19 protein-coding genes, 3 tRNA genes and 1 riboswitch are annotated in these 22,440 nt (G+C 42.9%); of the genes, 4 read left to right on the forward strand and 18 right to left on the reverse strand.

Annotated features, from left to right (window positions below):
* Nucleotides 1–37: 37 nt before the first annotated feature.
* Nucleotides 38–225: riboswitch (Lysine riboswitch) on the reverse strand.
* Between the two features lie 103 nt (nucleotides 226–328).
* From ACLD6A_RS02325 to ACLD6A_RS02335, 3 genes are all read right to left on the reverse strand, one after another.
* Nucleotides 329–401, reverse strand: a tRNA-Ala gene (locus tag ACLD6A_RS02325).
* A gap of 109 nt (nucleotides 402–510) precedes the next feature.
* Nucleotides 511–1,629 carry a hypothetical protein gene (locus ACLD6A_RS02330; protein ID WP_410313475.1) on the reverse strand — a complete coding sequence of 373 codons (1,119 nt, stop codon included), beginning with the start codon at nucleotides 1,627–1,629 and terminating at the stop codon, nucleotides 511–513.
* A gap of 133 nt (nucleotides 1,630–1,762) precedes the next feature.
* Nucleotides 1,763–2,668 carry a DMT family transporter gene (locus ACLD6A_RS02335; protein WP_410313614.1) on the reverse strand — a complete coding sequence of 302 codons (906 nt, stop codon included), beginning with the start codon at nucleotides 2,666–2,668 and terminating at the stop codon, nucleotides 1,763–1,765.
* A gap of 417 nt (nucleotides 2,669–3,085) precedes the next feature.
* On the opposite strand from ACLD6A_RS02335, the gene ACLD6A_RS02340 reads away from it, so the two are divergent.
* Complete coding sequence (locus tag ACLD6A_RS02340) at nucleotides 3,086–3,490, forward strand: pyridoxamine 5'-phosphate oxidase family protein (RefSeq protein WP_004135309.1); 405 nt, start codon at nucleotides 3,086–3,088, stop codon at nucleotides 3,488–3,490.
* 323 nt (nucleotides 3,491–3,813) lie between these two features.
* Here ACLD6A_RS02340 and ACLD6A_RS02345 read toward each other — a convergent pair whose 3' ends face one another.
* The 9 genes from ACLD6A_RS02345 to ACLD6A_RS02385 all read right to left on the reverse strand — a co-directional run bounded on the left by ACLD6A_RS02345 (nucleotide 3,814) and on the right by ACLD6A_RS02385 (nucleotide 11,370).
* A complete protein-coding gene (locus ACLD6A_RS02345; RefSeq protein WP_410313476.1) occupies nucleotides 3,814–4,263 on the reverse strand; it encodes a DUF3021 family protein in 450 nt (149 codons plus the stop codon).
* A 55-nt stretch (nucleotides 4,264–4,318) separates the two neighbouring features.
* Nucleotides 4,319–4,840: a LytTR family DNA-binding domain-containing protein gene (locus tag ACLD6A_RS02350; protein ID WP_410313477.1), complete on the reverse strand. Its 522-nt coding sequence runs from the start codon at nucleotides 4,838–4,840 to the stop codon at nucleotides 4,319–4,321.
* A 178-nt stretch (nucleotides 4,841–5,018) separates the two neighbouring features.
* On the reverse strand, nucleotides 5,019–5,837 hold the full coding sequence (locus ACLD6A_RS02355) for a histidine phosphatase family protein (protein WP_410313478.1): 819 nt from the start codon (nucleotides 5,835–5,837) through the stop codon (nucleotides 5,019–5,021).
* Nucleotides 5,838–5,872: 35 nt separating this feature from the next.
* Nucleotides 5,873–7,282 carry a bifunctional UDP-N-acetylglucosamine diphosphorylase/glucosamine-1-phosphate N-acetyltransferase GlmU gene (gene glmU / locus ACLD6A_RS02360; protein WP_410313479.1) on the reverse strand — a complete coding sequence of 470 codons (1,410 nt, stop codon included), beginning with the start codon at nucleotides 7,280–7,282 and terminating at the stop codon, nucleotides 5,873–5,875.
* Between the two features lie 112 nt (nucleotides 7,283–7,394).
* Nucleotides 7,395–7,465: transfer RNA gene (locus ACLD6A_RS02365), tRNA-Gln, on the reverse strand.
* Nucleotides 7,466–7,548: 83 nt separating this feature from the next.
* Nucleotides 7,549–8,571: a ribose-phosphate diphosphokinase gene (locus ACLD6A_RS02370; RefSeq protein ID WP_032841780.1), complete on the reverse strand. Its 1,023-nt coding sequence runs from the start codon at nucleotides 8,569–8,571 to the stop codon at nucleotides 7,549–7,551.
* A 96-nt stretch (nucleotides 8,572–8,667) separates the two neighbouring features.
* On the reverse strand, nucleotides 8,668–9,477 hold the full coding sequence (gene nadD / locus ACLD6A_RS02375; protein ID WP_004137491.1) for a nicotinate-nucleotide adenylyltransferase: 810 nt from the start codon (nucleotides 9,475–9,477) through the stop codon (nucleotides 8,668–8,670).
* Complete coding sequence (locus ACLD6A_RS02380; RefSeq protein WP_410313480.1) at nucleotides 9,467–9,997, reverse strand: phosphoribosylglycinamide synthetase; 531 nt, start codon at nucleotides 9,995–9,997, stop codon at nucleotides 9,467–9,469. The genes nadD and ACLD6A_RS02380 overlap by 11 nt, the downstream gene beginning before the upstream one ends.
* 38 nt (nucleotides 9,998–10,035) lie before the next feature.
* On the reverse strand, nucleotides 10,036–11,370 hold the full coding sequence (locus tag ACLD6A_RS02385) for a glutamate-5-semialdehyde dehydrogenase (protein ID WP_410313481.1): 1,335 nt from the start codon (nucleotides 11,368–11,370) through the stop codon (nucleotides 10,036–10,038).
* Nucleotides 11,371–11,483: 113 nt separating this feature from the next.
* Between ACLD6A_RS02385 and thrC the strand changes: the two genes are divergently transcribed.
* The gene (gene thrC / locus ACLD6A_RS02390) at nucleotides 11,484–13,013 is read left to right on the forward strand and encodes a threonine synthase (protein WP_410313482.1); all 1,530 of its coding nucleotides are present in this window, start codon (nucleotides 11,484–11,486) and stop codon (nucleotides 13,011–13,013) included.
* A 94-nt stretch (nucleotides 13,014–13,107) separates the two neighbouring features.
* On the opposite strand, the gene ACLD6A_RS02395 is transcribed toward thrC, so the two are convergent.
* The 6 genes from ACLD6A_RS02395 to ACLD6A_RS02420 form a co-directional block, all read right to left on the reverse strand.
* Nucleotides 13,108–13,812 carry a regulatory protein RecX gene (locus ACLD6A_RS02395; RefSeq protein WP_410313483.1) on the reverse strand — a complete coding sequence of 235 codons (705 nt, stop codon included), beginning with the start codon at nucleotides 13,810–13,812 and terminating at the stop codon, nucleotides 13,108–13,110.
* A 29-nt stretch (nucleotides 13,813–13,841) separates the two neighbouring features.
* Entirely contained in the window at nucleotides 13,842–14,984 is a 1,143-nt protein-coding gene (recA, locus tag ACLD6A_RS02400; RefSeq protein ID WP_004127001.1) for a recombinase RecA, read from the reverse strand.
* Nucleotides 14,985–15,207: 223 nt separating this feature from the next.
* Nucleotides 15,208–15,888: a CinA family protein gene (locus ACLD6A_RS02405; RefSeq protein ID WP_410313484.1), complete on the reverse strand. Its 681-nt coding sequence runs from the start codon at nucleotides 15,886–15,888 to the stop codon at nucleotides 15,208–15,210.
* Nucleotides 15,885–16,568: a CDP-diacylglycerol--glycerol-3-phosphate 3-phosphatidyltransferase gene (gene pgsA / locus ACLD6A_RS02410; protein WP_004137507.1), complete on the reverse strand. Its 684-nt coding sequence runs from the start codon at nucleotides 16,566–16,568 to the stop codon at nucleotides 15,885–15,887. Before pgsA ends, ACLD6A_RS02405 begins: the two co-directional genes overlap by 4 nt.
* A 79-nt stretch (nucleotides 16,569–16,647) precedes the next feature.
* A complete protein-coding gene (locus ACLD6A_RS02415; RefSeq protein WP_410313485.1) occupies nucleotides 16,648–19,401 on the reverse strand; it encodes a DNA translocase FtsK 4TM domain-containing protein in 2,754 nt (917 codons plus the stop codon).
* Between the two features lie 394 nt (nucleotides 19,402–19,795).
* Nucleotides 19,796–19,871 (reverse strand) — tRNA-His (locus ACLD6A_RS02420).
* A 167-nt stretch (nucleotides 19,872–20,038) separates the two neighbouring features.
* Between ACLD6A_RS02420 and purT the strand changes: the two genes are divergently transcribed.
* Together purT and purC are read left to right on the forward strand one after the other, a co-directional pair.
* Nucleotides 20,039–21,331, forward strand: a complete 1,293-nt coding sequence (gene purT, locus ACLD6A_RS02425; protein ID WP_410313486.1) for a formate-dependent phosphoribosylglycinamide formyltransferase — start codon at nucleotides 20,039–20,041, stop codon at nucleotides 21,329–21,331.
* Nucleotides 21,332–21,496: 165 nt separating this feature from the next.
* Complete coding sequence (gene purC, locus ACLD6A_RS02430; RefSeq protein WP_410313487.1) at nucleotides 21,497–22,291, forward strand: phosphoribosylaminoimidazolesuccinocarboxamide synthase; 795 nt, start codon at nucleotides 21,497–21,499, stop codon at nucleotides 22,289–22,291.
* Nucleotides 22,292–22,440: the final 149 nt, after the last annotated feature.

The raw sequence follows: 22,440 nt of genomic DNA on the forward strand, positions 1-22,440 counted from the left end.
TTTATGTCGTCTCAGAGGCAAAACAAGCAACAGCGTGCGTGTCGATAGCGCTCCGCAGCGAATGCCGAAATCGCTGCGACAGTACTTGGTTTATTAAACCAAGTCCCAGCTCACTACCTTTGGAAATCAGCAGTAAACTTCGGCGCTCTCCCCTTTTGTAAGTAATCAACGCTTTTCCGAGCTCATACTTACTACTCTTGTTGAGCGCAACCTCTGGTCGATGGTGTTCATTATTAGTACTACTTAGCGACAAACATACAGAATTGCGGCGTGGCGAAAAGAGAATAAAAAAATCTCGGCAAATTATGTAACCTGCCGAGATAAATCGTGGAGCTAGGGGGATTCGAACCCCCGACCCCCTCCATGCCATGGAGATGCGCTACCAGCTGCGCCATAGCCCCGTTTTTAGTTATGCTGTTCAAGCGAACCTTTGATAGAATACAACAAATTAGCGCTCTATCCAAATGCGGCGTGTCGAATCAGCTTAAATATTACTAAAAATATTGCTACTTAATTACCGTTTGAACTACCGGAATTTTCTGCATTTCCAGAAGTAGACGCTCCGCCTGAAGCTCCCCCTGAAGAAGATCCTGAACCACCGTTAGAAGAGCTACCTGAAGCACCACCAGGAGCAGTTGACGACGAGGAGGACTCCCCGCTTAAGTTACTTCCCGAAGTTGATTCTCCAGAATGCGATCCACCACTTGTTGAAGAATTATCACCACCAGGCTCACCATCTGTAGAATTTCCTAAATTAGAATCTGAGTCATCGCGGGAATGTAAACCGTTGTTTTCATCCTCTTTTTCTGAATCCTGATTTTCTGAATCACTATCAGACGGCTTCTTATGCTCAACGCCATTATTGCTATTTTGTTGAGGATTTACCTGATCTTTAGGCTTCTGCTGAATCTGCTGAGGCTGAATATTGTCCGTTCCCTTGCCTTGCGTAAAAAGCAAAACAATTCCTGCAGTGGCAACAACAGCAACTAAAGCGCTTATTACAGCTATAGCAATAGTTGCAGCATAACTATTCTTACGTCGATCTAAATTACTTGCGTTAGCATACTTAGAATCGCGAATAGCTTTAGATAACGGCACAGGCTGGCTCAAATCGCCTTCCGACAATTCCATATCTTCTTCGCGCTGCTCGCGTAAAGCAGAAAGCTCTAAAAGTCGCGTATTTTCTAATTCTGGATCTTTAGCTTCAGAGCTTATAGTTCGCCCAGAATTAACTTCACCATTTTGCCTAGAATACGCCATACGAGCATCATCTCCCGCGACTTTATATCCAGCATTTCTTACTTCAACATTGTAGACAGGATGCATGTTAAGAGTTTGAACATTATCTTTATATTGCTTCGAATCATTAGCATAACCAGCAGCGTCAGAAGTACCAGCAGAATCAGAATTATTAAGATTCTTAGGATTTGCTTCAGCTAACTTACGGGAAGAAGCGTGAATAACATTCTGATACAGCTGAGAAGCCACAGCCGACACAATCGAACCAATAGCCACACCAATAACCGAACCGGCAATACCAATTTTAGAAGCGAGCAAAAACGAGGTCACTGCTGCCAGCGAACCCGCTAAAACCTGCGTAAATGATATGCCTTTGAAGAAATTCTTCACGTGTTTACCTTAACTACCTAACAATGTATTGCGAAACATAAATGCAATATGTATAAACTTACTACAAATTACAAATTACCACTCACAACGATGGTATCACTCAAGGCATGAGTTGGATAGCTATTTTAGGAATCTACTTAGTTCTTTCTTTGCTTCCATAATGTTCGCCCAAGCTTGCAATAATAATGGCTGCAAATATTAAAGCAAATCCCACAAATGCCATATTTGACACATACTCATGGTAAAGCAGCGTAGAAAATAGTAGAGTAAATAAGCTTTCAGTGCACATAATAACCGATGCGTTTGCTGTAGAAAGATTAACCAAACTATAGTTTTGCATAATTTGCGCAGCAACAGTCACCACAACAATTAAGTAGAACATGTTTGCAAAAATAGAAAGATTATCCGCGCCGTTGAAATTAGGCAAAGGCTCATAAATTAACGCTCCAGCTAAGAACAGCACTCCTGAAACAACAAATTGTCCAAAAGTTAAAGTTACAGGATTATATTTTCTTGAATAATACGCAAGGAACGTAAGATTAAAAGCGAAAACTGCAGCGCATACAAGAGTCAGAATATCACCATAAGAAAGCGTAAGAGCGAACATTCCTGGCTTTAAAGCCACAAAACCAACGCCAGCAACGCAAACTACCGCAGCAATCAAACCTAGTATCGTAGGCTTTTTCTTAACAATTAGCCAAGCTGAAAATGGTGTAATCACGCAGTAGGCTGCAGTAAGAAAAGCGCTACGACCCGGATCAATTGTTTGCAATCCTTCAGTTTGCAAAACTAAAGTCGCGTAATACGTAACGCCAGTTATTAGCGAAGGAATAATCAATTTTTTTGTAAAAGTTTTACGAAGAGTGCCGAAAAAAATTACAAACATAATCGCGCACGCACCAACCATGCGCACTCCCATAAGCCATTGAACCGGAAAAACTTCAAGAGCATACTTTGAAGAAACATAGCTGCCACCCCAAATAGCAGCGCAAACCAACAACATTAGTTGAGAAATATGAACACTCTTCCCTTTAGGCATGCCAGATTTATCAACTATTGTTTTAGCTGCTTCACCATTAGCTTTCATAACGCCTCCCCTTCAACTATAAAAGTTGATCCACTAATAAAAGTCGCTTCCTTAAAATTTTCTTTTATTTAGTGAATTTAGTTTATAAAATACACAGATTAGCCATAAAATCGTGAAAAGTACAACTTTTCGGCGTTCTTTCGGAAAATTTCCGATATGCACTTCATAAAACCGGCATACTTAACTATTTTGCTTTATATCTTTCGCTTAAGTAACTTTTATAAAATTCGGTGATTTATATCACAACTGCGTAATTTTTTGCAGCACACACTCGTATACTCTTCTAAAACAGCGTAATGTAAAAGTAATGACTTGTTTAATTGCACACCACAGACGCGCGCAATTTTACCAATAACGAAAGGAAATATTATGGCAACTCTTAACGCCGATATGAAGGAATTTATTGCGAATAATTTGGCTTGGATTGCAACTGTAAGCAAAGATGGCGAGCTTGATTTAGGACCAAAAATGTCTATGTTCGTGCTTGACGACAATCACTTGGCCTACCACGAGCGCACTGCAGGCCAGCATTTTAAGAACTTGCAAGACGGCAGCCAGCTAGTAGTTGCTTTTGCTAATTTGGCAGAAAAGAAGGGTTATCGCTTCCGCGGAACCGTAACTCTTCACACTGACGACGCGATTTACGAAGAGCAAGTTCGCGTGGCCGAAGAAAAAGGCACAAAGAAGCCGGCTGCAGTTCCAGTTATGGAAATCACTGAAATTCAGGATTTGACTTCTGGCGCTACTGCCGGCAAAACAATCGCAAAAGATTAATGCGCGTAATTCAGTCGTGTGGATATTCGTGTGGTGAGATTTGAGATTTTTCGCACTGAACGAAGGACGCTCGCACTATAAGCGCTCGCTGCTGAGCTTGCACGGAAAGTCCACTGGACTTTCCGTCTGAGCAAGCTCACGCTCCGAGTTGCTTTCGCGCTACGCTCTGAGCGCGAAAGCAGGTCGTCGCGCAAAACGCCGAATTAGTACGTTTCAAGCAAGCGGCATACAATATCGAGTGGCGTTCGTCCTCAAAGGCGAAGATGAACACCACTCAATTTTTTATTTGATTATTTTTATTTGATTATTTAGTTGCAACTAATTTACTTGCTTTCTTTACGCAATGCTTGCAACCTAACGTTCATTTCTTCCGCTTTCTTCTTCTCGAAGTAATAAATTACTGCGGCAATTGCAATCGGGAAAATAACAGTGAACGCAATCCATCCGCAAATCACAGCTGGCTCGTCTTTGAATGAAATCCATCCAACAATCACAGACACAATAAATTGAATAGCAATTGGTGGAACTAGTGCAAAAACAAACTTTGCGAGATTTGACATACGCTCATTCGACCAGAAAATAGCGAATACTCCATAGCCTATGCCAATAACAAACGACGCCACAGCATAAGATGCAATTCTGTTTCCAACCGCGCTATGCGCTAACAAGCTAGACACAAAACTGATTGCAGTAAAAATAGTGCACGCTATGCCAATGCCATTAACAATGTTTTTTACCATTGTTTTGCCAAAAGTTGTAACTTGCTTTTCCATAATAATCGTTTCCTTTTTAAGTATTAAAAATTAGTATTAAAAAATACGCTTAAAACTACATTCCCAAGCGCTTTTTGAACCCAGCTAAGCAGCGGCGACTAATCCACTCAACGCTTCCGTCGTCCATTTTTACGCTCATACTTCCGCCGAATCCTGGATCGACTCGAACAATGCGATTCAAGTTCACGATTGCAGATTTAGATATGCGCACAAACGACGCGAATTGCGGATTGTCGAAATCCATTAGGCGCTTGTAAGACACGCATTCGCCTTTATCACTGTGAATGATTACGCGCGAATTTTCTACGCAAATCATAATCACATCCGGCTCGTGCATAACAATAATCGAATCGTTAATATAACCATATATGAATGAATTATTGTTGCTATTTGCCGCATTCGCAGTATTATTTTCGGCATTATCAGTATTATTTTCGGCGTTGCTTGCTTCTGCATTTTTAGAATCAACGCTTTGCAAATTGTCTATAATGCGTTTAAGATTATCGTCAATATTGTGAACTGACAATTGAGCTTGCTGCTCTTCTTCTGGCGGCACAATAGCAATTGTTACTTTCATAAAGCCTCCCTTCCGTATACTACCGTTAGCGTTTGCTAGATTTTTCTAACTTTTCTTAGCATTTCTAGCTTTTTGTTTTGTAATTTTGACTATACGTCACTGTAAATAGTCTGTCTTTACAAAATCGCTAAACGGTAGTTTTCGAAATATAAGCGGTAAAAAGAAGAGATTATGCCGATTAAGCTGCTCCCCAAATGCGAATAAGGCGCTGGCTCGTAGGGTCAGCTGCAGGACCTTGATCGTAAGCATCCAAACGCCAACGAATCGAACCATCCGCGTTAAGACTTGGAATTAAACGCGCCCAGCGGCCGTTTCCCATTCCACCAATCGTCTTATAAGAAGGATCTACCTTGTCTAATCCAAGAAGCTTATGAACAGTTTGAGAAAGGCAAGAGCCGTGCGAAAACACTAGCAAATCGCGGTCGGAACCGGTTTTGCGCGCCCACTGTTCAACAGTTGCAGCAGCGCGCTCGCCAACTTCCTGCTTAGTTTCTGCACCGTGGCGAAGCTCGCCGCCTTCGCCTTTTACCCAAGCGTTAAAATCTTCCGGCCATTTTTCGCTAATCTGCTGGCGGTTCAAGCCCTCCCACTCGCCAAAGAAGCGCTCGCGCACGCCATTTTCAACGTGCACATGAAGACCAAGCTTATCCGCAAAAGCGTGAGCTGTTTGCTGCGCGCGAATAAGCGGCGAAACAATCGCCACAAAACTCGCGTCTGCTTCTTCTGGAGTAATGCGCACATGCTCCTGACTATTCGGATCTTTTGGATCTTCCAAATCAGAAGCGCCAAAAAGCACGCGCAAAGCCTTGCCAGAGCGAGTCACCTGATCCATTCCCGACTCGTCCAAAGCAATATCAATCATGCCTTGAAGACGGAATTGCGCATTATAAGGCGTCTGGCCGTGACGAACAAGCATAACAGAGCGCGCAAGTCCTTCATGATTACTATTTACATTCACATTGTGAGACTTAGTTGCGTTTTCAACAAAATCAACCATAACCTACCGCCTTTTAAAGCCGTTTTATAAATTATTTAGCGCTCCCAAGCAGGCTTCCAGCCTTCAATTACGTGCTGCGTATTTTCCGAATACACCATAGAATCAGCCGGAACATCGTGACGCACAACAGAACCAGCACCCGTAGTCACGCCATCAGCCACATTAACTGGAGCCACAAAAAGATTACCTGCACCAACGTGAACGCCAGAACCAATACTCGTATGATTCTTATGCACGCCATCATAGTTTGCAGTAATAGTGCCACCACCAATATTCGTATGCTCACCCAAGTTAGCATCGCCAATATAGCTTAAATGCGGAACCTTAGTGCCGTTACCAATATGCGCCTTCTTCATTTCCACGAAAGCGCCGGCCTTACTTTCTTCACCAAGCACATTTCCCGCGCGCAAATACGTCCACGGACCAATGTTAGCAGCCCTGCAAATATGCGATTCTTGCACGCGCGAACGCTCAACTACAGCATCCTCGTCAACTTGCGCGTCAATAAGAGTTGTGTAAGGGCCAACAACAGCGCCGCTTAAAACAGTAGTATGACCTTGAAGGAAGCAGCCAGGAAGAACCGTAACATCTTGAGCAAGAGTCACGTCATCTTCAATCCAAGTAGTATCCGGATCAAGAATAGTTACGCCTTCAAGCATCCAATGCTCACAAACACGCTTATTATAAGCTTTTGCGAGCGCCGACAACTGCACGCGAGTATTAACGCCCTCTACACTAAGAGGGTCAGGAGCAGACATTGCTCCCACATGACCAAACTTTCGAGCATGTTCCAAAGCATCCGTCAAATAAAACTCGCCTTGAGCATTCTGAGAATTAAGATTTGCAATCGCATCACTTAGCACATCTGCATCAAATACGTATACGGAAGTGTTCACTTCTTTAATTTCAAGCTCTCCAGCATTCGCATCCTTATGCTCTACGATTCGCAAAACATCGCCGTTTGCTTCGCGGACAATACGGCCGTAGCCAGTAGCATCGTCTAATACTGCTGTAAGAACAGTTGCAACATTGCCATGATTATTGTGAAAATCTACTAAAGATTGAAGAGTTTTAGTGTCCAAAAGAGGCATATCGCTTGCTGCGATTAGCACAGCGCCTTTTAACGTTTCGCCAGTTTCTTTTTTAGCGATTTCGTTAAGATCTTTAATAGCGCACTGAACTGCGCGGCCAGTTCCAGGAGTTTCGTCCTGATTTACAATATGCACATTTTCGTTATAGCTAACAGCTGCAGCGGTTACGCGTTCAGCCTGAGCATGCACAACTACAGCCATCTTATTTGGATTTACGCCAGCAATTGCGCTCATAACACGATTTAGGAATGTTTTTCCAGCAAAGTTATGAAGTACTTTCGGAGTTGCTGAACGCATACGCGTACCTTCACCCGCCGCTAAAATAATTGCCGCGGCAACATCATGCTTTTTCACGCATGCTCCTTATGTTGTATTAAATAATATTCTTACTTATTTAATTCTATTACGTCTTAACGCCTATCCAAAACAAAAACGCTACTTGCAAAACAAGTAGCGCCTGTATAAGCTCCCTCACCTGGATTCGAACCAAGACAAAGGGTTCCAAAGACCCGTGTGCTGCCATTACACCATGAGGGAACGGCGGAAAAACCGCCAAGTCACTATTATGCCACACGAATTGACTTCGTCAAATTTGGCGTGGCGCAAAATAAAATCAGCGTTTACGCAAATAGGAAGCCTTGACCGTGATGTTCCGGGTAAGTGTCGAAAAGCTTCGCAACCGAACCATCTTCAAATACTGCTTTAATTGCGCTTGCAAGAAGAGGAGCAATAGAAAGAACAGTCAAACCATCCCAACGTTTTTCTTCCGGAATAGGCACAGTATCCGTCAACACAACTTCGCGAGCGCCACAAGCCTTCAAACGTTCAACCGCAGGGCCAGAAAGCACGCCGTGAGTTGCAACAACTGTAACAGACTTAGCTCCAGCTTCCTTCAACACGTTGCAAGCGCCAGCAATAGTGCCAGCAGTATCAATCAAATCGTCAACCATAACGCAATCGCGACCAGCAACGTCACCAACAACGCGGTTTGCAACAGCCTTATTCGGGCATGTAATATCGCGAGTCTTATGCACAAAAGCCAAAGGACCGCCGCCTAAACGCTGCGCCCACTGTTCAGCCACGCGAATACGGCCAGCATCCGGAGACACAACAGTTACGTTTGCAAGATCTTCACGGAAACGATCACGCACATAATCAACCAAAACAGGCATAGCAATCAAGTGGTCAACAGGACCGTCGAAGAATCCCTGAGACTGAGCCGCGTGCAAATCGACGCTCATAATGCGGTCAGCGCCAGCAGTTTTAAGCAAATCAAACATCAAGCGGCAAGAAATAGGCTCACGACCGCGATGCTTCTTATCCTGACGAGAATAGCCAAGAAGTGGGCAAACTGCAGTAATCGAACGAGCAGAAGCGCGCTTCAAAGCGTCAATCATAATCAACTGTTCCATAATGGACTTGTTGACAGGGTCGCTGTGACTCTGCAATACGAACACATCCGTACCGCGCACCGACTGCGTGTAACGAACATACATTTCGCCATTAGCAAAATCGTATGCCGTTGTTTCCAATACATCAATGCCAAGCTGGTCTGCTACATCACGAGCAAGTTTCGGATGGGCGCGACCAGTAACGAGAACAAGGTTTTTATCTGGCTTTCCTTCAAGGACGATGCTCACCATATCTCCAAACGTTAGTTCGCTTTAGTTCGCGAAATGAACATATTCAATACTAACTTTTTGCGCAGACTTGCGGCGACAAGCCGAAAAAGTAAATAGTCACGACCTGTATAAGCCGTGCTTAACAATGTACTGCACCACTCCATCTGGAACTAAATACCATACTGGTTCACCATGCTCAGCGCGACGGCGAACATCCGTAGAAGAAATCGACAATGCTGGAATCTCCAAAATATCAACCGGCAAATGTTCAGAATCACAGTGAACAATATCGTCATAATTTGCAACATTTCCAGCACTGTTCACATTCAGCTGCCTAGTAATAAAAGGCAAATTAGACTCCAACTTTTCCGGCCTAGAATACCCCGGGCGAGTTACTGCTACAAATCGCGCCAAATTCCACATTTCGCGCGCATTCTTCCACTGCATAATTTCCGCCACAGCATCCGCTCCAGTAATGAAGAAAAGCTCCGCATCCGGATGCTGCGCGTGAATATCTTGCAAAGTATCAATAGTGTAAGTAACTCCTGGACGGTCAATATCAACCCTAGAAACAGTAAACTTAGGATTAGAAGCCGTTGCAATAACCGTCATTAAATAACGGTCCTCAGCATTCGTAACTTTTTTATCAAGCTTAAAAACAGGCCTACCAGTTGGCACGAAAATAACCTCGTCCAAATCATAAACCCACGCAACTTCAGAAGCCGCAACCAAGTGGCCGTTATGAATAGGATCAAAAGTTCCACCCATAATGCCAATACGCTGACGCTCATGAACGTTACCGCGTGCAGAAGTGCGCTTTCGCATAGAAGTTGCTACCGCAGGAGGAGCCGCTTCTTTTCCGGTAAACGAACCTTGAAACAGGTCAGACATTCGCCGCTGCGCATCCGTGTTATTTTCAGGACTCATTCGCTTCAGATTCCTTATCTTCAGCTTCAGTTTCACTAACTACCCCAGAAGCATCATTCGCACTATCTGGGTTAATATTCCCCATCTCCTCATCCCACTCGTCCTTAACAACGCGCTGAATTTCAGCAAAAGTTGGAAGAGGGAAATCAGGCTGATACGTGCCGCGAATTTTTGCCACAGATTCAGTGATTTTAACAAGCATTGATGTCATTGCATCAACATCATTATTGCGCTCTAAAGCACTAAATTCACGAATATTCTTTTCCATTCGACCCATTTGCTCAAGAACGCTAGAAAACGCATCATCTTCAGGAAGCGTTACGTCATTTGCGTCAGCATCCGGCCATCCCATAAGCACAGCATCCGCATATTCAAGCGAGGAACGCTGTTGCGCGGAGGCAATACCATCCTCAATTTGCACCAAAAACACATAGCGCACAATCGACAAACGCTCAGCCGCAATATTAAGCGCTTCAGCCGGAGTCATATTCACATCATTCTTAGGCATATCATTAGGCATACTCTTACCTTACCGCCACGTAACTATCAAAACCAGTACTACTCGCGTATCTGACCGCTGCCGTAGCCAATCCACTTGGTTGTTGTCATCTCACGCAATCCCATAGGGCCTCTTGCATGCAATTTTTGCGTCGATATTCCAAGCTCAGCACCAAAACCAAACTCTCCACCATCTGTAAAGCGCGTTGAAGCATTCACCATCACCACTGCAGAATCAACATTCGCAATAAAACTTTGAATCGTTTCGTAATCTTCAGCAATAATTGTTTCCGTATGCCCAGTAGAATACTTCGCTATATGATTTGCAGCATCAAAAGCATCGTCCACAATTTTTACGCCCATATTTAGAGACAAATACTCGCGTTTCCAATCATCGCAAGTTGCATGTTCAAGCTGTAAACCTGCAATATTAGCAGATTGCAAAATTTCGTAAGATTTATCGTCAGCATGCAAAATAACATTATGCTCAGCTAAAGCAGCGCCAACTTGCGGTAAAAATTCCTGCGCAATATTGCGATTTACCAATAATTTTTCTGCCGCATTACACACACCTACGCGCTGAGTTTTTGCGTTAATAACAATCGGTATAGCTTTTTTAATATCAGCGCTTTTATCTACATAAATATGCACGTTTCCAGCACCAGTTTCAATAACCGGCACTGTAGACTCTTTAACAACCGTAGCAATAAGATTCGCACTACCGCGCGGAACTAGAACATCAATATGACCGTGCGCGTGCATCATGGCCGTGGCCCCCGACCTACCTAAATCGTCAACAGACTGAATTAAATCTGCACTAAAACCGGCCTTTTTAAGCACACTTCCAATAATCTCAATGCTTTTTTGATTCGTATTTTGAGCCGCACTTCCGCCTCGCAAAATTGCAGCATTACCAGACTTTAAGCACAAAGCTGCAACATCAATAGTGACGTTTGGGCGAGCCTCATAAATCATTCCCATAACGCCAATTGGCACGCGAACTTGCGAAAGTTTAATACCATTAGGAAGAGTGTATCCGCGAACAACTTCTCCTACAGGATCTTGCAATTGCGCAATTTTTCTTACGCTTTGAGCAGAATTTTTCACACGCTTTTCGTCAAATTTAAGCCTATCGAGCTTTCCAGCATCCATTCCTTTAGCTTCGGCTTCTTTAAGATCTTTTTCATTAGCGGCGGCAATATCTAAAGCTGCTAAATCCAAAGCGTCCGCCATTTTTTCAAGAAGCTCATTTTTTGTTCTAGTATCCGTTTTGGAAAAATCTCGCCAGGCAAGCCTTGCTAAATCCGCACGCCCATTAACTAAATCGTCAACGCTCAACGTTCCCCCTTGTAGATTATTGGCTTTATTTTCCTGTTTAGAATCAAGAGTTGTCATAAATATGAGATTAGCACACGCCCGTTCGCCCAGCGCTTCGGGTAGCATATTTTTATAAGACGATGCATAATTTGCACAAATATTCCATATGATTATTCGGTTACGGAGACATTATGGCAGAAGATACAGCTATTTTTCATAGCACGCGCGCAACTACTCCAACTTGCACTGCTAAACAGGCAATTCGTCAAGGTATTGCCGAAGACGGCGGATTATTTGTAGCCGACACTCTTGGCAGCACACGTTACGATATTTCTAAATTGCAAGGAAAATCCTACCAGGAAATAGCTAAAGATATTTTGCAAATCTTGCTTCCTGATTACTCTCAAGAAGAGCTTTCTGATTGCGTAAAACTTGCATACGCAGACCAATGGTCTAACTCTGACATTACTCCAATTCGTCAGCTTGGAAATACTCGCGATTTTGTTATGGAACTTTTCCACGGTCCTACTTGCGCTTTTAAGGACGTGGCTTTACAAATGCTTCCACAGCTTATGAGCCGCAGCCAAAACAAAACCGAAAAATCTGAATCAAACAATAATCAGAATGTTATGATTTTGACCGCAACTTCTGGAGATACTGGAAAAGCAGCTTTGGCTGGTTTTGCCGATGTTCCAGGCACTTCTATGGTTACTTTTTACCCAGAAGGAAAAGTTAGCCGTGTTCAAGAATTACAAATGACAACTCAAGCTGGTAAAAACGTGCAAGTTTGCGCAGTCCGAGGCAATTTTGACGATGCTCAAACTGGCGTAAAACAGATTTTCACCAATAGTGAGCTTAATAAAAATATTGAAGAAGATGCGAATATTGAATTGTCTTCTGCTAATTCAATAAATGTTGGACGACTCGTGCCGCAAGTCGTGTACTATTTTGCGGCTTATAAGCAACTTGTTGAGCGAGAAGTTATAAAACTTGGAGACGAAGTTGAGTTTTGCGTACCAACCGGCAATTTTGGCGATATTCTTGCTGGATATTACGCAAAAATGCTTGGTCTTCCTGTAAAACATCTTATTGTTGCAAGCAATAGCAATAATGTTTTATTCGATTTTTTGGTAAGCGGAACTTATAACCGTCAGCGCCCATTCCATCACACTGTTGCTCCTTCTATGGATATTTTGGTTTCTTCTAATTTGGAACGCATTCTTTATTACATGTGCAATAAAGACACGCGTTTAATACAAATGCTTATGAATGATTTAGCTCAGTGGGGCGCTTTTGAGATTCCAGAAAACGTGCTTGCAAAAATACGAGCTATTTTTGGCTGCGGCTGGGCCAATGAGGATCAGATTCGCGAAGCTATTTCTGACTGCTGGAACAAGTACAAGTATGTTATTGACCCGCATACTGCTTGCGGATACTTTGTTATGCAGCATATTCCGCATGACGAAAGCGTGCCGCGCGTGCTTTTAAGCACTGCAAGCCCTTATAAGTTCCCGCGCGTAGTGGCTGAAGCTTTAGGGCTTAAGAATGTGCAAAATATGGATGATTTCCAATGCATGGATGCTCTTAGCGAAGCAACAGAAACGAAAGCTCCAAGCATGCTTAGAGAACTTGAAAATAAGACGCCACGTTTTACTGATGTTATTGATATTTCACAAATGCCTAGCTATGTTCAAACGCAGGCGAATAATTTCGCTAAATGAACGTGATTTAGGCAAAGAAAAAATAAAACAGTAAAGAGTAAAAAGAGTAAAAACAATAAAAAGAGGCTGGCTTATTAGAAACCAGCCTCTTTTATTACTCGTTATCACTTATAAACAAAGCGGCATATACTTCGTTAATAACGCTTAAATCATGCCCTTTTCTAGCGGCAGCTGCAAAAAATCTGCGCCTCCTAACTAAAGGCTCAAGATTTTTCGTACGCTGAGCAGTTTTTCGGCCAAGCTCCCAAGCTGCTTCAGTAAATACTCCCGAATTTTGAGCTAACTCCACGCATTTCGAAATAGCATCAGGATCAACATTCTTACGATGCAATTCCATGCGTGTAGCTCTAGCACCAAGAAGCCGTGCTACGCAAGAGCGAATTACCATTTGAGCGTATTGATTGTCATCAAGAAGATGCAATTCAATTAAACGATCAATAACCGAATCAACAACAACTTCACAGTAGCCTTTTTCTTTAAGACGCTGACGCATATCTATTACAGAGCGAGGAGCATAATCTAAAAGTCTTAAAGCTGCTTCCCTACAATCATCTTCATCACCTTCACAAGGCTTGTTACTCGCGCGAAGCTCGTCACTTGCGAAAGATTTATCGTTTAAATCACACTTGTTAGCGCCTTTTACATACGGCATGTTGTTTGTATTAGTTTTTGCGCTTAAACGTGATGATTTACGCGATGTGCGCTTACGAGTATTAAGATTGACGTCATTACTTTCATCACCTTCTTTAGTAAGCGTTACAGGATGATTGCGAAGAAAACTCGCTACACTAATCACCATATCAATTCGCTTTATACGCTAATCTTCTATTACTTTTTTGCTGAAGATTTTGCAGTAGAACTTTTAGCATCAGAAGCTTCATCTGCACGATCCAATTCTGGATCCTCAGCAAATTGATCGTCTGGATGCATTAAACCTAATGCTGCTTTAATCTTTTCGCTAATTTCTTCAGTAATAGCTGGATTATCTTTCAGGAATTTACGAACGTTTTCGCGACCCTGACCGAGTTGCTCACCTTCGTAAGTAAACCACGAACCGGATTTCTTAATAACATCAGCCTGCAAGCCCATGTCAATAACAGAACCTTCTGTGGAAATACCTTCACCGTATAAAACATCAAACTCAGCAGTTTTAAATGGCGGAGCCATCTTATTTTTAACAATCTTAACTTTGGTGCGATTACCAATAGCTTCTTCGCCCTCTTTAATAGTGGAAACTCTACGAATATCCATACGCACAGACGCGTAGAATTTCAAAGCTTTACCACCAGTCGTTGTTTCAGGGTTACCGAAGAATACGCCAATTTTTTCACGAAGCTGATTAATAAAAATAGCGGTAGTTCCAGCTTGAGAAAGAGCACCAGTCATTTTACGAAGAGCCTGACTCATTAAGCGAGCTTGCAAACCAACGTGACTATCTCCCATATCTCCATCAATTTCAGCCTTAGGAACTAAAGCTGCCACAGAATCAACAACAATCACATCCAAAGCGCCAGAACGAATAAGCATATCCGCAATTTCCAACGCCTGCTCACCGTTGTCTGGCTGAGAAACAATAAGCGCATCAGTATCGACACCGAGTTTTCTAGCGTACACAGGATCCAAAGCGTGCTCTGCATCAATAAACGCTGCTACGCCACCGTTTTTTTGAGCATTAGCAACAATATGCAATGCAAGAGTTGTTTTACCAGAGGATTCTGGACCGTAAACTTCAACAATACGTCCACGAGGAACACCGCCAATACCCAAAGCGGTATCCAAAGCGATTGAACCTGTAGGAATCACTTCTACATCTTGCATAGGCCTGTCGCCCAAGCGCATTGCAGAACCTTTTCCGTATTGCCTTTCAACATTAGCTAATGCAGTTTCCAGCGCGGCTTGACGACGAGGATCTGCCTTATCTGCATCAATAAGACGATCAACAGTGCTTTTACCTTTTGCTGTTTGCGCCATGTTTGCTACTCCTTTCGCATGCCGTTATGTATCGAACGACATTAGTTCGACACGCGATGCCACTGCAAGCGCTTTTGAGCAATGTGGATAAAAGCTAAAGCTAAATATTCACCATGACGCTTGAGCGCGCTGCAATCATCTCAACAATCTCAAGTATACTACAAATACGAACATTTGTTCGATACTGCGTGTCTTGCTTGTAAATCAGCCAAAAGTTCAAATATTACTCGAATACAGAAAGTAAATAATCTAAGATTTTAAGCAAATTATGTACCGTAGATTTACGCACTTGCTCACGACTACCTTCTAAATTAAGTTCAAAAACAAGAACAACATCTTTTTTAGAAGTGTAATCCCACATATTGCTAACACAATCCAAATCAAGAAGCTCATTAGATTTTTGCAAAATCAAATCGCGCAAATTAAAAGATTCAGGAAGCAAAACGCCAACATAAACCAATCCAGCAGGTTTACTTCCGTCCGGGCCAGGCCCTGCAACTCCTGTTGTTGAAAGCCCAATTATTGGGAAGTTAGATTCTTCTGAAGAATTTTCTGCAGAATCTTCCAAAGAATCTTTTGAAGAATCCTCTTCATACTTCCAGCCACTACCGCGATATATAAAAGACGCCCCCACTGCCATCTGCATAGCAACATCCCTAAAAACCGCACCTTCGGTCTGTAAAAGATGAGCGTCGACACCTAAAATTTTAGCTTTAGCGTGAATATCGTAAGTAACAGCAGAGCCACAAAATACGCGAGAAGCTCCAGGAACGCAAACAAAAGCGTCTGCTAGTAAACCGCCTGTTAAAGATTCGGCAGCAGCAATATGAAAACCTAGCTGAACGCTATTAGATAATATGCGCGCAGCTAGGTTTTTGAGAGACACAGGAGAAGAATTATTCATTGCAACGGCGGCAATGGAGCTTCATTAACTTGCTTATCTGCTTGAGAATCATCAACAGAATCCTTCTCAAAGAAAGCACTGTACACGTACAGCACTGCAGAGTAGAAAGCAAAGCCCAAAGAAATACCGAGCAAAGCAAAAGCTACAGAATAGTAAAGCGTAAGCCACCATGGAGGCGTAACTTGAGTATTAAAAATAACAGCCATAGGAGCAATAATCATTGCAAGACCAATAACCTGAGTTAAAGTCTTGTACTTTCCTGCAGAAGAAGCGGCAATAACCCTACCATTTCGGCCAATAACGCAGAAACGAACAATTGTTATGCTGATTTCACGGATTAAGAACAAGATTGTAATCCACCAAATAACTTCTTCAAAAATAGAAGCAATCACAAGAGCTGCCAAAATTAACACTTTGTCTGCAATTGGATCAAGCAACTTACCTAATTTAGTAACTTGATTATATTTACGAGCTAACCAACCATCAAGCTTATCTGTAACCGCCGCAATAAGGAACACAGCAAACGCCGCCCAACGCATTGGTACGGAGTTATGACCCCACTCGCCTGCAAGCAAATATAAAACAATAAAAACAATTGCCAACGCAATACGCACATAAGTTACGATATTTGGAGCACAATTCCAGCCTTCAAAAAACGAAGACTTAGCATTCTTCTTCATACGCATACCTTTATCTTATCGCAAACTAAAAACTTCTAGCGCGCCACCCAACATAGTTGTGCAACACAATAACACTATTTTACAACGAGTCAGACTCGCCACGAATAAATGCCAAAACTTTTGGCAAATCTTCCGGCTGAACCAAAACTTCGCGAGCTTTAGAACCCTCAGAAGGCCCAACAACGCCGCGAGATTCCAGCAAATCCATCAATCGACCTGCCTTTGCAAAACCAACGCGCAACTTACGCTGAAGCATTGAAGTAGAACCGAACTGCGAGCCAACAACAAGCTCAGCAGCCTGAAGCAACTCGTCCATATCGTCACCAATATCGCTAGTTTTAAGCTTGCTTTGAGCTTGAGCATCTGCTTTTTGAGCCATCTGCTCAATATCTTCACGATACTTTGGCTTACGCTGAGTGCGCACGTATTCCACAGCTTTACGAATCTCCGACTCACTCACCCACGAGCCCTGCACACGCTGAGGTTTTGCAGCACCCATAGGAAGGAACAAGGCGTCGCCTTGACCAATCAAGGTTTCTGCACCAACAGTATCGAGAATAACTCTGGAATCTGTTGCAGACGAAGTAGCAAAAGCCAAGCGGGAAGGAATATTTGCCTTAATCAAGCCGGTTACAACGTCAACAGACGGACGCTGAGTAGCAAGAACCAAATGCACGCCTGCAGCTCGAGCAAGCTGAGTAATGCGCTGAATAGAACTTTCCACATCGTTCTTAGCAACCATCATCAAATCAGCCATCTCGTCCACAACCACAAGCAAATACGGGTATGGGGCAACTTTTCGCTCAGAGCCAGCCGGAGCATGAACTTTGCCTTCACGAACAGCCTTGTTGAAATCTTTAACATGGCGGAAACCAAAGAATTGCAAATCATCGTAGCGAGCATCCATCTCTTTAACAACCCACTCAAGAGCTTGAGCCGCCTTCTTAGGATCCGTAATAATCGGCGTAAGCAAATGCGGAATACCAGCGTACGCAGAAAGCTCCACGCGCTTAGGATCAACCATAATCATTCGAACCTGCTCAGGAGTTGCACGCATAATAATCGAAGTAAGCATTGAGTTAATAAAACTAGACTTACCAGAACCAGTAGCGCCAGCAACAAGCAAATGCGGCATTTTATCAAGAGCAGCCGTTACGAAATGACCCTCAACATCTTTTCCGACGCCTGTAAGCATAGGATTAGGATCGTTAAGAGCTTTTTGCGAGCGCAGAACATCCCCCAAATGCACAATTTCGCGGTCTACGTTTGGAATTTCAATACCAATAGCAGATTTTCCTGGAATTGGAGACAAAATACGCACATCCGTACTAGCTACAGCGTATGCAATATTTTTTTGCAAATTCGTAACTTTTTCAACTTTTACACCAGGCCCAAGCTCAACCTCGTACTGCGTAACAGATGGGCCTCTAAGAAAACCGATTACTCGAGCATCGACGTCAAACTGTTCAAAAGTTGAAGTTAGCGCACGAATAACGTTATCGTTTGCTTGAGTTCTAGCAGCATGAGGTTTTCCATAAGCAAGAATGTTCAAATCAGGAAGCCTGTACGGTTGCAAAGCAGAATCTTCCGAAGAGTTTAGATTATTTTTAGCACTTTCCTCAGCTAAATTATCCTCGTTTTCTTGATCTTTTCTATATTGATCCATTTGCTCCGCCGGAATACTAGACCATGGATCTTTAGCAGAATCAACAGAACCGCTCATAGGAGCTTTAGGCAAGGTTTCTGCAGAAGTTAGTATTGGCGAAGAAGAAGCACTTCTAGGATTATTGCTTGATTCATCATTATTTGATTGCGAAGAATCTTTAGTATTTACAGGAATATAATTCTCACTGTAGCCTTCAACATTGCTTACTGTTCTAACGCGTTGAGGTTTAACACGCTCAAGATTTTCACTTGTTTCTGCATTAACGGCTGCAGCATGTGAAAATGCGTCATCTCCAGCATATTCGTCGAGCAAAGTATTGTCTTTTTCTTTATTTTTGCGATTAAATAGCGATTTCCACAATTTCAGCAAGTAAGCTGCGCCTAAATTAGCGCTTTCTTTTTTAGAAGATTTTCCGTCGTGCGTTGGCACACCTTCGGCAAATTCCAAAGGCTCATCTTCATACGAATCCTTAGTTTTACCTGATTTAATTGATTCATTCGCATCGTCTGATTCGTCTGATTCGTCTGACTCGTCTAAAGAATCCTCATCCTGCGCGTTTTTCTTGTTTTTCTTTGAGAAGATTGACGCAACACAGTTTGCAATATCGCTTACATGAAGACGAGCAATCATTAAAACTGCAAAAATAGAGATGATTACGAAAATTATGAGAGCAAATACGCGAGAAAAACCCCAAGACAGTGGAGAACCTAAAGCAAAACCTAGCAATCCTCCCGCTTTTCTAACTGATTCAAAATCAAACGCGTGACTTTTAGACGCAAGCGAAATATCGAGAATAGAGCATATTGAGCACAGAAGAATAATAAAACCAAAAACAACTCGATGATTCCCGGATTTTGCTCCACTATTTCGCATTAAGCGAAAAGCAATAATACTTAGCCACACAGGTAGCACGACGCTCATAACGCCAAGAGCACCCGAAGCTAAAATATGCAAGCCAACGCCAATAAAACCGCTTACATGAAACCATTCAGAAGCGCAGAATAGTACGGCAAGAATTAGCATAACAAAGCATAAGCCGTCTCTGCGGTAAGCTTCATCGTATTCACCTACCCCAAAAAGTGAGCGAACTGCTTTGCCTAAAAGTCTTGGCACAAACAGAAGCATTGTCTGCCACCATGGTTCCTTAGGCGCTGCCTTACCAGCCATACAATACTCCTTCTGCACCATGTGCTATTAGTACGAAAGTCGTCATCAACAACAACATATATGTGTAACCATACCAGTTTACTCCATAGGCTGAGGTTATTGAAATGAAGCTGTTGCCGCTCACCCCACTTATTCGTTGCTAACGCAGTCTACGTACTGCACCAGTAACATATGAATGTTACTTTCTCAGTTCGTTAACTGAGAAAGTAACAGTGTTTAGGCGATTACCGTTATTTTCTCAGTCGGATGACTGAGTTAGTAACGGTGTTTCGCCAATTACCGTTATTTTCTCAGTTCGTTGACTGAGTTTTTAACAGTGTTTGGGGGTAATCGTGGTTATAGGCAAAAAGTGCGTCTAAAACAAAAAACGGCAGGTACATACCAGCCGTTTAAGTGGGGTGGCTAACGCGGCTTGAACGCGCGACCTTCTGAACCACAATCAGATGCTCTACCGACTGAGCTATAGCCACCATGCGCGTGAAACGAACGAAACGAATAAACGAATAAACGAATCGAATCACACAACAGAGGAATACTATACACGATTTTCTAGATTTCCGCCAGAGCAACACACTTCGGCGCGTCGCATATTAAAACTAATCCCCAGCTAGACAATAGCAAATGCAACAATAGACGTATGAGTTTTTCTGAGCAAAATCAGCGCATATTTGGCGTACCTGAAAACAGTAGCAATCTGACAGCACTTCTTCTCGGTTCAGGCGAACTTGGCAAGGAAATTGCGATTGAGCTTATGCGATTAGGCGTGCGCGTTTGCGCGGCAGACAGTTATAAAAACGCTCCTGCTATGCAAATAGCTCACGAATACAGAGTGTTAGATATGTCAAATCCGCAAGAATTGCAAGAACTTATTTCAAATGTAAAACCTGACATTATTATTCCGGAAGTTGAAGCAATCGCAACTAAAGTTTTAAAGAATGCAGCGAATAATCAAATCCAGGTTGTTCCTAGTGCAGATATTGCAGCAATTGCAATGGATCGCGAGCGCTTGCGCAAAATTGCGCACGAAGATTTATGCCTGCCTACCACCCCATACCGTTTTGCGTCCTCTTATGAGGAATTAGACGACGGCGCAAAAATCGTTGGCTACCCTTGCGTTGTTAAGCCTGTTATGAGTTCTTCCGGGCACGGCCAGTCTATAGTTAAAAACCCAGAAGCGCTTAAAGCTGCGTGGGACGAGGCTCAGCATGGAAGACGCGCGGCAGCCGGCCACGAAAACGAGTGTTCTCGCGTTATTGTTGAGGCTTTAGCTCCGCTTGACTACGAGCTTACAGTTCTTACAATAAGCTCTTGCGCAGGAATTACTACTTGCGAACCAATTGCTCAGCGTCAGCAAGATGGCGATTATAGAGAATCTTGGCAGCCTGCAAATATTCCGGAAAACATACGAAATAATGCGAAAAATATAGCAAAGCGCGCCGTAGAAGGTTTAACAAATATTGCTCACGATTCTAACGAAACTGGTTGGGGCGTTTATGGAGTCGAGTTATTTGTATTAAAAGATGGCTCACTGTTATTTAATGAGCTTTCACCTCGTCCACACGATACTGGCATGGTAACTATGATTTCGCAGCATTACAGCGAGTTTGCGCTTCATGTGCTCGCTGTTTTAGGCGTGCCTGTTACAGCAAACTACACTTCTGTTTCGTTAAAAGATAACGAGGTTGCAGCAAGTCATGCGATTGTTGTTGAGGGCGAAGGAGAAGTTGGATTTACTAATATTTCCAAGGCTTTAAGCTCGGACGAAAATTATAGAAGCGGCTTGCGTATTTTTGCTAAGCCTGCAGTTCACGGCCACAGACGTATGGCCGTAGCTCTTGCTACAGGATCTGGTCAAGAGGAAGCAAGAAAAAATGCGACACGCATTATAAAAGCATTGCATACGGATAGTTCAAATGCTGAAATACTTTGAAAATAAAGGTATTAAACAATAATTTATATTGCACTTCAGCAATATTTGCCGGAAATTTTGTAGGTAACAATTGTTACGCTAATCGTGCTGGCCAAGGTCAGGTAAACCTACAAATACTGTTGGTTTGCGCCTACAACTATGAATGCACGTAAGAGAGGGCATATCATGGAAAAACTTAACAAGTTGTATGAAGGCAAAGCCAAAAAACTGTACGCTACCGATGACACCAATGTGCTCTGGGTTGAATATATGAACCAGGCAACCGCTGGTAACGGTCTGAAGAAAGCTCAGATCGCCGGTAAAGGCAGTTTAAACAACCGGATTACTTCTTTACTATTCCATTTACTTGAGGCGCGCGGCGTAAAAAGCCACTTCCTCGGACGTATTTCCGATACTGAACAACTCGTAAAGCGTATGCGCATGTTCCCACTGGAAATTATTATGCGCAATACTGCTGCTGGTTCTTTCGCAAAACGTTACAACGTTAAAGAAGGAACCCCATTAAAGAAGCCATTGTTGGAGTTCTGCGTAAAGTCCGACGAACTTGGCGATCCATTTATTAACCCCGAAGGTGTTGTGGCTTTAGGTTTAGCCACAGACGAAGAGATGGCGGAAATTACTCGCCAAGCTCACGCTGTAAACAATGCTTTGCTTGATATTTTCTCCAAGATTGATGTTCAGCTTGTTGACTTCAAGATTGAAGAGGGTGTGGACGCGCAAGGAAATATTCTTCTTGCGGACGAAATTACGCCTGATACTTGCAGACTTTGGGATAAGCGCAATGCTGGCGGCAATGCTGGTGAAAACGGCGTAAGCCATTTGGATAAAGACTTATTCCGACGTGATTTGGGAGACATAATCCCGGCTTATGAAGAGATTCACAGCAGGCTGGAAAACTTAGCAAAAAGCGAAGGTTTAGACTTTTGCGTGCGCAAACCAGATGATTGTGTGAACCGATAAGATTTTGTTGTGGCTCGTGCCTTTAGGGGTGCGGGCCACACACATTCTTACATAATTTAACCAATAATTTAACCAATAATTTAAGCCACAACTTAACACATAACTTAACCCACAATTTATAACTTAAAAGCCCATAACAAACACTGCTC

Source organism: Gardnerella sp. Marseille-Q9691 (assembly GCF_046507715.1).
Classification (GTDB): Bacteria; Actinomycetota; Actinomycetes; order Actinomycetales; family Bifidobacteriaceae; genus Bifidobacterium; species Bifidobacterium greenwoodii.

Bases quoted from the DNA above. Each gene is read 5' to 3' on its own strand.
- ACLD6A_RS02350 (WP_410313477.1), bottom strand. From the start codon at position 4,840: ATGAAAGTAACAATTGCTATTGTGCCGCCAGAAGAAGAGCAGCAAGCT.
- ACLD6A_RS02335 (WP_410313614.1), bottom strand. From the start codon at position 2,668: ATGCCTAAAGGGAAGAGTGTTCATATTTCTCAACTAATGTTGTTGGTT.
- purT (WP_410313486.1), top strand. From the start codon at position 20,039: ATGAGTTTTTCTGAGCAAAATCAGCGCATATTTGGCGTACCTGAAAAC.
- ACLD6A_RS02345 (WP_410313476.1), bottom strand. From the start codon at position 4,263: ATGGAAAAGCAAGTTACAACTTTTGGCAAAACAATGGTAAAAAACATT.
- ACLD6A_RS02415 (WP_410313485.1), bottom strand. From the start codon at position 19,401: ATGGCTGGTAAGGCAGCGCCTAAGGAACCATGGTGGCAGACAATGCTT.
- ACLD6A_RS02405 (WP_410313484.1), bottom strand. From the start codon at position 15,888: ATGAATAATTCTTCTCCTGTGTCTCTCAAAAACCTAGCTGCGCGCATA.
- ACLD6A_RS02385 (WP_410313481.1), bottom strand. From the start codon at position 11,370: ATGACAACTCTTGATTCTAAACAGGAAAATAAAGCCAATAATCTACAA.
- thrC (WP_410313482.1), top strand. From the start codon at position 11,484: ATGGCAGAAGATACAGCTATTTTTCATAGCACGCGCGCAACTACTCCA.
- pgsA (WP_004137507.1), bottom strand. From the start codon at position 16,568: ATGAAGAAGAATGCTAAGTCTTCGTTTTTTGAAGGCTGGAATTGTGCT.
- recA (WP_004127001.1), bottom strand. From the start codon at position 14,984: ATGGCGCAAACAGCAAAAGGTAAAAGCACTGTTGATCGTCTTATTGAT.
- ACLD6A_RS02380 (WP_410313480.1), bottom strand. From the start codon at position 9,997: ATGCCTAATGATATGCCTAAGAATGATGTGAATATGACTCCGGCTGAA.
- ACLD6A_RS02395 (WP_410313483.1), bottom strand. From the start codon at position 13,812: ATGGTGATTAGTGTAGCGAGTTTTCTTCGCAATCATCCTGTAACGCTT.
- ACLD6A_RS02340 (WP_004135309.1), top strand. From the start codon at position 3,086: ATGGCAACTCTTAACGCCGATATGAAGGAATTTATTGCGAATAATTTG.
- nadD (WP_004137491.1), bottom strand. From the start codon at position 9,477: ATGAGTCCTGAAAATAACACGGATGCGCAGCGGCGAATGTCTGACCTG.
- ACLD6A_RS02370 (WP_032841780.1), bottom strand. From the start codon at position 8,571: ATGGTGAGCATCGTCCTTGAAGGAAAGCCAGATAAAAACCTTGTTCTC.
- ACLD6A_RS02355 (WP_410313478.1), bottom strand. From the start codon at position 5,837: ATGGTTGATTTTGTTGAAAACGCAACTAAGTCTCACAATGTGAATGTA.
- purC (WP_410313487.1), top strand. From the start codon at position 21,497: ATGGAAAAACTTAACAAGTTGTATGAAGGCAAAGCCAAAAAACTGTAC.